10 protein-coding genes are annotated in these 12,491 nt (G+C 63.9%); 1 reads left to right on the top strand and 9 read right to left on the bottom strand.

Translation table 11 applies throughout. From position 1 onward, the window contains the following. Positions 1–54: 54 nt before the first annotated feature. Positions 55–1,401 carry an NAD(P)/FAD-dependent oxidoreductase gene (locus tag ACYG9Z_RS16610; protein WP_023752446.1) on the top strand — a complete coding sequence of 449 codons (1,347 nt, stop codon included), beginning with the start codon at positions 55–57 and terminating at the stop codon, positions 1,399–1,401. A gap of 25 nt (positions 1,402–1,426) precedes the next feature. Here ACYG9Z_RS16610 and ACYG9Z_RS16605 read toward each other — a convergent pair whose 3' ends face one another. From ACYG9Z_RS16605 to ACYG9Z_RS16565, 9 genes are all read right to left on the bottom strand, one after another. Further along, on the bottom strand, positions 1,427–2,839 hold the full coding sequence (locus ACYG9Z_RS16605; RefSeq protein WP_286455612.1) for a S8 family serine peptidase: 1,413 nt from the start codon (positions 2,837–2,839) through the stop codon (positions 1,427–1,429). Then, positions 2,829–3,497: a hypothetical protein gene (locus tag ACYG9Z_RS16600; protein WP_023752447.1), complete on the bottom strand. Its 669-nt coding sequence runs from the start codon at positions 3,495–3,497 to the stop codon at positions 2,829–2,831. The genes ACYG9Z_RS16605 and ACYG9Z_RS16600 overlap by 11 nt, the downstream gene beginning before the upstream one ends. A 14-nt stretch (positions 3,498–3,511) precedes the next feature. After that, positions 3,512–4,078, bottom strand: coding sequence for a sigma-70 family RNA polymerase sigma factor (locus tag ACYG9Z_RS16595; RefSeq protein WP_023683483.1), 567 nt, complete (start codon positions 4,076–4,078; stop codon positions 3,512–3,514). A gap of 287 nt (positions 4,079–4,365) precedes the next feature. After that, positions 4,366–5,205, bottom strand: a complete 840-nt coding sequence (locus ACYG9Z_RS16590) for an alkaline phosphatase family protein (RefSeq protein ID WP_023752448.1) — start codon at positions 5,203–5,205, stop codon at positions 4,366–4,368. Between the two features lie 64 nt (positions 5,206–5,269). Next, complete coding sequence (locus tag ACYG9Z_RS16585) at positions 5,270–6,925, bottom strand: ABC transporter ATP-binding protein (protein WP_023671390.1); 1,656 nt, start codon at positions 6,923–6,925, stop codon at positions 5,270–5,272. Continuing rightward, a complete protein-coding gene (locus tag ACYG9Z_RS16580; protein ID WP_023671389.1) occupies positions 6,925–7,749 on the bottom strand; it encodes an ABC transporter permease in 825 nt (274 codons plus the stop codon). Before ACYG9Z_RS16580 ends, ACYG9Z_RS16585 begins: the two co-directional genes overlap by 1 nt. Positions 7,750–7,758: 9 nt before the next feature. Next, a complete protein-coding gene (locus ACYG9Z_RS16575; protein ID WP_023752449.1) occupies positions 7,759–8,718 on the bottom strand; it encodes an ABC transporter permease in 960 nt (319 codons plus the stop codon). Between the two features lie 16 nt (positions 8,719–8,734). Next, positions 8,735–10,321, bottom strand: a complete 1,587-nt coding sequence (locus ACYG9Z_RS16570; RefSeq protein ID WP_023752450.1) for an ABC transporter substrate-binding protein — start codon at positions 10,319–10,321, stop codon at positions 8,735–8,737. 154 nt (positions 10,322–10,475) lie between these two features. Beyond that, complete coding sequence (locus tag ACYG9Z_RS16565; RefSeq protein WP_023752451.1) at positions 10,476–12,461, bottom strand: CocE/NonD family hydrolase; 1,986 nt, start codon at positions 12,459–12,461, stop codon at positions 10,476–10,478. Positions 12,462–12,491 lie beyond the last annotated feature (30 nt).

The raw sequence follows: 12,491 nt of genomic DNA, 5'->3' as shown, positions 1-12,491 counted from the left end.
AGTGGGTGGCAACCAGTAAGCCAGAGCCATCAACCAGTCCTCAGGGTGCGCCACTTGCCCATATTCCCGTTCTCCGAAACGGATCCAATCCGGCATCCTGGCCCACCGCCGAAAACGTCGGAGGTGGTCATAATTGGTGGCGGCATCATCGGCGTGACGACGGCGCTTTTCCTGGCGCAGCGGAACATTGCGGTGACGCTGCTGGAAAAAGGACGCGTTGCGGCCGAACAGTCGTCGCGCAATTGGGGCTGGATCCGAAAGCAGGGGCGAGACGCGGATGAACTGCCTGTCGTCATCGAGGCTATTCGCCTGTGGCGGCAGTTGGCCGAGGAGTGCGGCGAAGACATCGGGCTGACCCAGACGGGCGTGACCTACCTGGCGAACTCGGACAAGGACATGGCCGGCTTCGAAGCGTTCATGAAGATCGCAGCGATCCATGCGCTCGACACGCGCCTGCTGGACGCAGATGAAACCGCGAAGCTCATCAAAGGCATGTCACGCAAATTCAAGGGCGCGATGACGACGCCCTCCGACATGCGGGCGGAGCCTTGGTTGGCCGTGCCGGCGCTTGCCCGGCTTGCCGTGCGAAAAGGCGTCAAAATTGTCGAGAATTGTGCGGCGCGAGCCCTCGAAATCTCGGCCGGCAAGGTCAAGGGCGTGTGGACCGAGGCGGGGTATGTCGAGGCCTCCAGCGTGCTGGTCGCGGGCGGCGCCTGGTCATCCCTGTTCCTGAGAAGACACGGCGTCTCCATCCCCCAGCTCAGCGTCAGGGTAACCGTGGCCGCAACGGAGCCCATGCCTGAGGTCTATGCAGGTGCGGCAGCCGACGAACACATCGCGTTCCGGCGCAGGCAGGATGGCGGATATACGCTCGCCGCGGGCGGCAGCCATTTGCTTTATTTGGGGCCCGACGCATTCCGGCACGCCACCAAATACCTTCCCGCCCTCAGGGACAATCCGTTCGGGACGCGCTACTTTCCGTTCGCCCCGTCAGGCTACCCTGACGCCTGGTCGACGCCGCGCGATTGGGCGCCGGATTCCGTCAGTCCTTTCGAAAAAATGCGAGTGCTGAACCCGCCCCCTGAACGAGCCGGTCTGCGTTCGATAGAACGTAACTTCGGGTGTCTTTTTCCACAGTTCGAAGCAGTTCGCCTGAAGGCAGGCTGGGGCGGCATGATCGACGCCATGCCGGACGTCGTCCCTGTCGTGGATCGGGTTGAGGCAGTCGGCGGCCTTTTCGTCGCGACGGGAATGAGCGGTCACGGCTTCGGCATCGGGCCTGGTATAGGCCGCGTCGTTGCCGACATGATCCAAGGAAACCTGACCGGGCAAGACCTCAGCCGCTTCCGGCTGTCGCGCTTCTGTGATGGCAGCCCTGTCCGGCTCGGTCCGGCGCTCTGAATTGGTGGCGCGAAATTCGCCCGGTTTACTTGTTCGCCGCCGCCTTCGTATCCAGCAGCCCATAACCGAAATCATTGTCCCGTCCCTTCGGGCCAAGGTCCCTGGCGGTGGCCGCCAGCGCCTTTTCGATGTCGTCGGCGGAGCGCTCGGGTGAAGCGTGGATCAAATTGGCGATAGCGCCGGACACGATCGCGGCGGCAAACGAGGTGCCGGTGACGACGTCAGAGCCGGCGCCGCTCGGCGCCACCATCTCGACGCCGGGCGCCGAGATGAAGACATAAGCGCCGCGATTGGCCTGCTGCATCAGCCCGTCCTTGGCGTCGGTGGCGGTGACCGCGATGACGCCGTCATAGGCGGCGGGGTAGCCATAGGGCGCTTTCGGCCCGTTGTTGCCGGCAGCAGCGACCAGGATGATGCCGAGCCCGCGCGCATTGCGGCAGGCGGTGGCGAGCAGATCGTTCTTGGGGCCGACGAAACTCATATTGATGATGCTGACATTCTGGTCCGCCGCCCAGTCGAGCGCCGACAGGATGACATCCATGGTCGACCTGCCGTCCTCGAAGGCGCGGGCGTGATAGATCCTGGCGCCGGGCGCCATGCCTTCGAGCGCGCCGACGCCGGCGATCAGCCCGTCGACCGAGGTACCGTGGTCACGCTTTTCGACCGGCACGTTGGGCATGGCGTCGAACTGGTCGGCAATGACGCCGGACAGCGCCGGATTGGTGTCGTCTATGCCGGTGTCGATGACGGCGATGCGCACGTTTTCGCCACTGGCTTGCTTGTTGTCGAGCTGAATGCGCTCGAAGGCATAGTTGACGATGCCGGCCGCCTGCTGCAGCGAATAGATATGGTTTGGCTCGCGCCGCAGGGTGCGGCCATCGGCGGCCAGCTGCGCTAGCACGGCGCCGACCGGGCGGCCGTCGGGAATGCCGAAGCGCACCAGTGTGGTGCCGAGCAGCCGCGACTGGCGCTGCGAGCGCACTTCAAGGCCGAAGGAGGCGGCGATCTGCTGGACGGCGCCGGCATCGCCGTCGACGGTCACCAGCACCTCGTCGGGCACGAACTCGCCGGCGATGGCACGGCGCGGCGCGGTCGCGACAAGATCGGTCGGCGAAACGATCGCCCCGCCGGCGGGTGGCCCGGCCTGCGTGTCGGCAGGCGGCGCTGACGGCCGTGGCGTCGGCACGGGCGCTTCGGGAACCGGTGGGTTGGGAAACAGGTCGACGATCAGGGCCGGAAGGGTAACTGCGCCTGGTTCGCCGCCGACGTTGGCCTCATTGCCGTCTTTCGGGCAGTCGGCAGCCGCCGCTCCGGCCGCGTCGGTGCAGTCGGCCCGGCCGGCATTGGGATCATTGGTCTGCGCCGACGCCGGCACGGCGACGATTGTCGTCGCCGCCACCAGGATCGCCGCAAATCGAATGACCGCCCTAGCTGCCATCAACCGGTTTCCTTCCCTCGATCACAGTCTCCGCGAACGGCTGGGCGGCAATAAGGCCGACGAGCCTGGTGTAGTCTGCTCCGGTCTTGACCGGGATGGCAATGCGGAAGACGCCCGAGGCGGTCGGCCCGCCGGCGATCTTCAGCGCGTTCTGGTCGAGGAAGGCGGCGATGTCGGACATCTTCGCATCCGGCTTGAACTTGACCAGCGCGAACGGCAGTTTCGTCAGCTCATCCTCGGCGCCGGCAACCTCGAAATCATGGCTCTTGCCGCCGGTCTGCACGTAGGACTGCACCACGACCAACGCCAGCAGCACCGCCGCTGCCGCCCAGCCGACCGTGGCCGGCATCGCCGTGAACCGGCCGAGTGCCTGCGCCAGCCAGGAACGGCCCGCGGGAGCGCGGACCGGTCCGGCTTCGGCGTCGAGCGCCCTGGCAAAGCGGCTGAGCGCATCGGCCGGTGGCCGGATCGCCTCGTTGGCGGCGGTGGCGCCGGAGAATTCCGCCTCAGCCTCGCCAAGCGCCGCCGTCGCCGCCGGATCGCTCGCCAGCCATTCCTCGACGGCTTCGAGGTCCGAGCCTTCCAGCGAGCCGTTCAGGTAGAACGGCAGCAGCGTTTCCATTTCGTCACGGCGCGACGTTTTTTCAGCGGCGCTCATGTCTTCAGGATTGCTCATGGCCACCCCCTGTCGTAACCGGCGGCCTTGAGGGCTTCGCCGAGTTTCTTGCGGGCGTAGAACATTCGGGTCTTGACGGTGGCGACCGGGATGCCGAGCACCTCGCCAATCTCCGTCACCGACTGTCCATGGTAATAGGCAAGGTCGATCACCGAGCGGTGTTCCTCCGGCAAGGCATCGACGAAGCGCCGCAAAGCGGCGCCCTTGTCTTCCTTCATGGTGGCGACTTCCGGCGTGTCGGCGCCGTCGGGAACCTGCGCCGCATCGTCGTCATCGATCCAGTCTTCTTTTTTCTTGCGAAGCATCGACAGCGCCTTGAACCGGGCGATGCCGAGCAGCCATGTCGAGACTTCCGAGCGCCCTTCGAAACCGGGCGCCTGGCGCCACAGCTCGAGAAAGACCTCGTTTGCGATATCGTCGGCCATCATTTCCGATCCCGTCTGGCGCACCACGAAGCGGTAGACCCGCGCGTGGTGACGCATGAACAGCAGCCGAACAGCGGCACGGTCGCCCTTCGCGACCCGGTCGACAAGCGCGCGATCAGTCTCGGTCGCTGCCGTCATGGCCGGTCGAGCCGCCTGGCTCCTGTCTGCTCTGTCGCCGATAGGTTCAAAAAGGTTCATCCTTCCGCCAAGGAATTTTGGCGAAGCTAACCGAAGAGAGGGAGTGTTGCCAGAGCGTCTCCCTTCTCCCCGTCACTATACGGGGAGAAGGTGCCGGCAGGCGGATGAGGGACGGCGCCGGCGTTGGGGTATTTATTTTGATGTTAGCGCTGCCCCTCACCCTTACCCTCTCCCCGTATAGTGACGGGGAGAGGGGGTAGCGAACGGCGGCTCAGCGACGACCTCCGTCACCCCAAAAACGGCTTAGCCTTCATGGTCTCCGGCACCGGCACACCCAGCCGCTTCAGCACCGTCGGCGCCAGTTGCAGCTGATCAAGCAGCGGGTCCGGATCCGGCCCTTTGCCGGCTCCGAAATAATACAGCGCGAAATCCTGCATTTCATCGTCGCGGCCGCCATGATGGCCGCGGTCTGTCTGGCCGTGGTCGGCGGTTACGATCACCTCGTAACCGGCTTGCCGCCAGCCCGGCAGGAAGGCTGCCAGCATGCCGTCCATCGCATAGCAGGCATGGTCCATTTCGTGGCAGTCATGGCCGAAGCGATGGCCCATCGAATCCAGCGTGCAGGTGTGCAGGATCCCGTAGTCGATGGCGTGGCGCCGGGTCAGCTGGGTCAGTGTCGCAAACAGGTCGACATCGCTCGGGGTCATCTGGTTGCGGGCATTATAGCCGGTCATGGTGTGGAAGCGGCCATGCGTGATGGGTCCGTTGGGCTCGTCGAACTCCATGTCCTCGATCAGGTCGAACGGATAGGAGCGGAAGAATTCGGACCAGTAGGAGTGCGTCACCGCGCCGGTCTTGCCGCCGGCCTTGCTGACTTCGGAGAAAATATCCGGCTTGTTGACGAGAAACCGGTTTTCGTTGGACAGGATGCCGTGCTCCTGAGGCGAAACCCCGGTGTGAATCGAAGCATAGCAGCAGGCCGAAGTAGACGGCAGCACCGAGCGCATCTTCCACACCTGCGCCTCGCCCGATTGCACCCAGCCTTCGAGATTGCCCATCAGCCGGCGCCAGTTCCGGTAGGGCACGCCATCGAGAATGATGAGCAGCAGTTTGGTCTTGAGCGCCATGGGCGGCTCCGGAAAGCTTTTGCCGTTGAAAGAAGTTTTCGCGACAAAGGCCGCGAATTCCCTACTAATTCCCCGCGCTCGCCATGCGCCGTCCCTTGATCGCCTTTTCCAGCCAGCCGATCTCCATCTCGGGAACGGACGACAGCAGCAGGTCGGTATAGGCGTCGAAGGGCGGCGTCAGCACCTTGCTCTTGGCGCCGTAGCGCACCACCTCGCCGCGGTACATCACCGCGATCGAATCGGCGATCGACTTCACCGTCGCCAGATCGTGAGTGATAAAGAGGTAGGCGACCTTCTCGTGCTGCTGCAGGTTGAGCAGCAGCTTGAGAATGCCGTTCGCCACCAGCGGGTCGAGCGCCGATGTCACCTCGTCGCAGATGATCAGCTTGGGCTTGGCGGCGAGCGAGCGGGCGATACAGACGCGCTGTTTCTGGCCGCCGGAGAGTTCGGCCGGATAACGATCGAGAAAGCCCTTGCCCATCTCGATCTCGTCGAGCAGTTCGGCGACGCGCTTGTCGCGCTCGCGGCCGCGTATGCCGAAGTAGAATTCCAGGGGCCGGCCGATGATGGTGCCGACGGTCTGGCGCGGGTTCATCGCCACGTCGGCCATCTGGTAGATCATCTGCAATTGCCGCAGATCCTCCTTCGGCCGGTCGGCAAGCCTGTTGGCGAGCGGCCTGCCGTCGAAGGTGACGGTGCCTTCTTCCGGCGGCAACAGCCCGGTGATGGCGCGCGCCAGCGTCGACTTGCCGGAGCCGGATTCACCGACGACGGCCAGCGTCTGTCCCGGATAGATGTCGACCGAGACGTTCTTCAGCACCTTGACGTGGCTGCCGCCGTAAGCGGCGGTGACGTTCTTGACCGACAGGAACGGCGCGGCGCCGGGCTTCTGCTCGGCATGCTCGATCTCATGCACCGAGACCAGCGCATTGGTGTATTCCTGGCGCGGCTCCTTGATGATCTGGCGAGTGCCGCCCCATTCGACCAGCCTGCCATGGCGCAGCACCATGATCTCGTCCGAGACCTGGGCGACGACGGCAAGATCGTGGGTAATGTAGAGCGCCGCGACATGGGTGTCGCGGATGGCGTCCTTGATCGCCGCCAGAACGTCGATCTGCGTCGTCACGTCGAGCGCCGTGGTCGGCTCGTCGAAGACGATCAGGTCGGGTTCCGAACACAGCGCCATAGCCGTCATCACCCGCTGCAACTGACCGCCGGAGACCTGGTGCGGGAACCGTTCGCCGATGATTTCGGGGTTTGGCAGGCTGAGCTTCTTGAACAACGCCACGGCACGTTTCTCGGCCTCGGCGCGTGTCGCCGTGCCGTGCAGCAGCGTTGCTTCCACCACCTGGTCCATCAGCTTGTGCGCCGGATTGAAGGCCGCGGCCGCCGACTGCGCGACATAGCAGACCTCGCGGCCGCGCAATTTGCGGAAACCTTCCTTGCCGCCCTTGAGGATATCGCGGCCGTTGAGCAGCACCTCTCCGCCGGTGATGCGCACGCCGCCACGGCCATAGCCCATCGACGACAGGCCGATGGTCGACTTGCCGGCGCCGGACTCGCCGATCAGGCCGAGCACCTTGCCCTTTTCCAGCGTCAGCGAGACATCGTGGACCAAAACGATGTTCTTCGGCGCCTCGCCGGGCGGAAACACTGTCGCTTCGATGCGCAGATTGCGGATATCGAGCAGCAGGCCGGGCTTTGCTTTTGTGTCAGCCATCACCCGCGTCCTCCCTTCAGGCTTGTCGTGCGGTTGAGCACCCAGTCGGCGACCAGATTGACCGAAATCGCCAGTGCTGCGATCGCCGCGGCGGGAATGAGTGCCGCCCCGATACCGAAGACGATGCCGTCCTTGTTCTCCTTGACCATGCCGCCCCAGTCGGCATCCGGCGGTTGCACGCCAAGCCCGAGAAAGGAGAGCGTCGACAAGAACAGCACCGCGTAGATGAAGCGCAGGCCAAGTTCCGAGACCAGCGGCGAAAGCGCGTTGGGCAGGATCTCGCGGAAGATGATCCAGCCGCTGCCTTCGCCCCGCAGCTTGGCGGCCTCGACATAGTCCATGACGTTGATGTCGACGGCCACCGCGCGCGACAGCCGGTAGACGCGGGTCGAGTCGAGGACGCCCATCACCAGGATCAGCGTCACCAGATTGGTCGGCAGCACCGAAAGCACGACGAGCGCCATGATCAGGGTCGGGATCGACATCAGCAGATCGACAAGGCGCGACAGAAGCGTGTCGAACCAGCCGCCGAACACCGCCGCCGAAAAGCCGAGGATGGCGCCGAGCGAGAATGACAGCGCGGTGGCCAGCACCGCGATGAACAGCGTGATGCGAGCGCCGTAGATCATGCGCGACAGAAGATCGCGACCGAGATTGTCGGTGCCCAGCAAATGTGCCGCCGTCATCGGTTCCCAGACATCGCCGACGATTTCGGCATTGCCGTACGGTGCGATCAACGGTGCGAAAACTGCCGCCAACACGAACATGGCCGTCAGCACGATGCCGATCAGCGCGGGGATGGGGATGCGTTTGATGTCGAGCATGCCCGCCGCCTATTTCGGATGTCTGAGGCGCGGATTGGCGACAATCGCCCCGATGTCCGCAATGATGTTCAGGCTGATATAGACGGCGGCGAAGACCAGGCCGACCGCCTGCACCACCGGCACGTCGCGCTTGGTGACGTGGTCGACCAGATATTGTCCCATGCCGGGATAGACGAAGATCACCTCGACCACGACGACGCCGACGATGAGGTAGGCGAGGTTGAGCATGACGACGTTGATGATCGGCGCTATGGCATTGGGGAAAGCATGCTTGCGGATGACGTTGAAGGCCGACAGGCCTTTCAGTTCTGCCGTCTCGACATAGGCCGACTGCATGACGTTGAGGATGGCCGCGCGGGTCATGCGCATCATATGCGCCAGCACAACCAGCGTCAGCGCGGTGGCTGGCAACGCGATCGCCTGCATGCGCTCGCCGAACGGCATGCCGTCATAGACCGTGGAAATGGCCGGGAACCATTGATACTTCACGGCAAAGAAATAGACGAGCACATAGCCGATGAAGAATTCCGGGAAAGATGTCGAGGCGAGCGCCAGGCCGGAGATCAGCTTGTCGACCCAACCATTGCGGTAGCGCACGGCGATCAGGCCGAGGATGATGGCCAGCGGCACGGCCAGGATCGCAGCCCAGAAGGCCAGGAACAGCGTGTTCCACAGCCGCCCCTTGATCGACGTGGCAATATCCTGGCCGCTCGACATCGCCGTGCCAAGATCGCCGGTGAGCACACCGCCTAGCCAATGGAAATACCTGATGTAAGCCGGCTGATTCAGGCCGAGCTGCTCGCGCAGATTGGCGAGCGATTCCGGCGTCGCCGACTGTCCGAGAATGGCTTGCGCGACGTCGCCGGGCAGGATCTGGGTGCCGGCGAAGATCAGGACCGAAACGGCCAGCAAGAGGACGATGCCCAGCGCAACGCGCTGGGCCACAAGTTTCACGACGGGTGAGGACATATCCGCAAAGCCGGGCTCAGGCTTCGAGCCAGCACTTCGCCAGCGCGTAGCCGTTCATCAGCTCCTGATGCGGATCGTCGACCCAGCCGCCGACCTTGGCGCCTGTCGCATCGATGAACTGATTGAACATCGGCAGGATCAGGCCGCCCTCGTCGCGCACCAGCACGGCCATGTCGTGGTACATCTGCTTGCGCTTGGTCTCGTCGAGTTCGGCGCGTGCAGCCAGCACCAGCTTGTCGAAGTCCGGACGCTTGAAACGGGTGTCGTTCCAGTCGGCGGTCGACAGATAGGCGGTCGAGTACATCTGGTCCTGGGTCGAGCGGCCGCCCCAATAGGAGGCGCAGAAGGGCTGCTTGTTCCAGACCTCGTTCCAGTAGCCGTCGCCGGGCTCGCGCTTGAGCTCGATCTTGATGCCGGCCTTGGCCGCGCTCTGCTGGAAGAGTTGCGAGGCGTCGACCGCGCCAGGGAAGGCGACGTCGGAGGTGCGCAGCAGCACGGTGCCGTCATGGCCCGACTTCTTGTAGTGGAACTTGGCCTTGTCGGGATCATATTTGCGCTGCTCGATCTCGGAAAACAGCGGATAGGACGAATTGATCGGGAAGTCGTTGCCGAGCGAGCCGTAGCCGCGCAGCACCTTGTTCAGCATCTCTTCGCGGTCGATCGCGAGCTTCAGCGCCGTGCGCAGGTCGCTGTTGTCGAAGGGCGCGGTGTTGCAATGCATGATGAAGACGTAGTGGCCGGGGCCGGCATGGTTGCGGATGGTGACGCCCGGTACGCGCTTGATGAGGTCGACGATCTTCGGCTCGACGCGGTTGATCATGTTGACCTGGCCGCCCTGCAGGGCCGCCGTGCGCGCGGTCGCGTCGTTGATGACGATGATCTCGATCTGGTCGGCATGGCCCATCTTGTCGGCCTGCCAGTAATTGGCGAAGCGCTCGCCGCCATGGCGCACGCCGGGCTCGTTGGTAGTGACCTTGTAGGGTCCTGCCGAGATGCCGGCATCCGCCTTGTCCTTGCCGCCGTTGGGCTGGACGATGAGGTGGTAGTCGCTGAGGAGATAGGGAAGGTCGGCGTTGGCCTCCTTCAGCGTCAGGACGACTTCCTTGCCACTGGCTTTGATGCTGTCGATGCCCTTCATGTAGCCCAGCGCGCCGGACTTCGACTTTTCATCAGAATGGCGCTCGAGCGTTGCCGCCACATCCTCAGCGGTCACCGTCTTGCCGTTGTGGAATTCGACGCCGTCGCGGATTTTCAGCGTCCACACCTTGGCGTCGTCCGACGAGCCGATCTCTTCGGCGATGCGGTTCTCGAGCTTGCCTTCCGGAGACAGCTCGACGATCAGTTCGCCCCACATCTTGCCAAAAGCGAACGGCACTTGCGTCATGAACAAAGCCGGGTCCAGGCTGTTCGTGGATTCGCCGCCGACGAGGCCGGCCTTCAGCGTGCCGCCCTTGACCGGGCCTTCCGCGCGAGCCGCACTGGAAAGCAGCATATTGGCGAAGGGCGCTGTGACGCCGAGTGCTGCGGCGCGGCCGAGGAAATCACGACGGCTCAGCTTGCCGGACGCAACGCGCCGGCTCAGATATTCGAGTTCGTTGGACATTTGAGTTCCTCACTCTGTTGGTTCGACCTTATGGTCGTTTTTTGCTTGTTGTTACCAAAGGGATATTGACCGGAAGGCAAAGCGGTAAGCAAGACCGAATGCGACATGCCGTGGCGTAAATCGTGCGTCGCAACTGGACCAGTCGGGTGGACGCTCAGAGCAGGTCGCGCGGGATCGTCTCTTCGAAATCGCCTTCGAAAACCCGCGTTTCGCCCTCATAGGCTTTGATTCTGGCGCTGACGATGAAGTTTTGCGCATCGCAGCGCATTTCAGCCGACGTCTCGGTGCGCACCGACCATCCGTTTCGCGACAAGGTCTGCGTCCAGTGCGTGCGGCCCGAGGCAGACAGCGGGTCGTCGGGGTGGATCGTCCAGCTCTCGCGGGCAATGCTGCCATTGGCCAGTCCATGCGCGAGATCGCGCACTTCTCCGAAATCATCCGTGATCGACAGCGTGACGATGCCGGTCTTCTCATCGCGATCGACGTGACGCTCGGAATTCGCTGCACGAACTGTCTCGGTTGCCCAGGGTGTTGCGCCTTCGGGAGACTGGAACGAGGTCTCGTCGCTTTTTGCGAGCGGGCGCAGCGGCAGCCTCAGCGTCGCCGCTGAAAGGTCGAGCCGCACCGGCTCCGGCGACGGCCAGATCATCGGCCAGTAAGCGTTGGAAACAGCGATGCGCAGGCGGTGTCCGGCCGGCACGCGGTAGGCGCACTGGTCGAGAATAACGCGCGCCGAAACCGTTTCGCCCGGCACCAGCGCTTGCGGCTGTTCGTGCGAAGAACGATGCGTCAGGTTGAGCACGCCGTAGGAGATCAGTTCCGAGGCGCCGTCGGGGTGCACGTCGCACAGTCGAACCGCGATGTTCGCCTGCGGGCGATCGGACGACACCCGGATGAGAAGCTCCGGCGCGCCGACGATGTCGAGTGTCTCGGCAAGCACAGGCTGATCGAAGCAGACGGACAGCGCATCGTCCGGGCGCTGGTCGCCCGGCAGTTCCGGGCCAAAGGTGAAGGGAAAATATTCGCCGCCGGCGAGCCCGCAGCTTTGCGGGGTCGCCACGATCGCCGGCCTGACGCCGTCAGCAATGAGTTCGATCGCCCCGACCTTGATGTTGGGAGACGGCCATCCCTGTTCGGCCACCCAACGGCCCGGCCGCTCCGGGTGCCAGCGCGCCGGCCGCACACTGTCCATGACATAGGCGCGGTAGTCCGGGTCGGCCTCGACGCCGGTGTCGACGCCCTTCAACCAGCTGTCCCACCAGCGCAACGCCTCCTGCAGGAAGCCGATGGCGGGTTTGGGTTCGGCATAATGCGGGTATTTGTGGATCCATGGCCCGACAATGCCCTTCACCGGCGCCTGGATGTTGGTGACCAGATGCGAAATCGTGTTGCGGTAGCCGTCATGCCAGCCGCCGATCGACAGCACGGCGGCTTTGACCGCGGAGAAATCCTCGCAGATCGAACCGCGTTTCCAATAGGCGTCGCGATGCTGATGGCTGAGCCAGAGCGGCAGAAGGAAAGACTGGTTCTCCAGCCGCGTCAGCCAGAGGTCGCGCCAGCGGTTGTCGCCCGCAATCAGCGGATCCGGCGGTCGCGACGAATAGGACAACATGGTCGAGGCCCAGCCGAAATTTTCCGTCAAAAGGCAGCCGCCCTTGTAGTGGATGTCATCGGCGTAGCGGTCGACGGTCGAGCACAGGCTGATCACCGCCTTCAGCGCCGGCGGCTGCTTGGCCGCCACCTGCAGGCAGTTGAAGCCACCCCAGGAAATGCCCATCATGCCGACACTGCCGTTGCACCAGGGCTGTGCTGCCGCCCAGGCAATCACATCGCAGGCGTCCTGCAATTCCTGCTCGGAATATTCGTCGTCCATCAGACCTTCGGAATCGCCATTGCCGCGCATGTCGACGCGGATCGAGGCGTAGCCGTGGCCGGCAAAATAGGGATGCGTCAGCTGATCGCGAAAGATGGTGCCGTCGCGCTTGCGGTAGGGCAGGTGCTCGAGGATCGCCGGCACCGGATCGCTGCTGGCGTCCTCCGGCATCCAAACCCGCGCCGACAGCCGGCAACCATCCGGCATGACGATGCCCATATCGGGGAATTCGACGACCTTGCGGGGAAATTCGGTGATGGTTTTCATGCGATGCTCCAGGATGTCAGTGACGCATGG

It is taken from the genome of Mesorhizobium sp. RSR380A (genome assembly GCF_054719385.1).
Note: the sequence above shows the minus strand (reverse complement) of the source record. Positions and strands in the feature narration are given on the sequence as shown.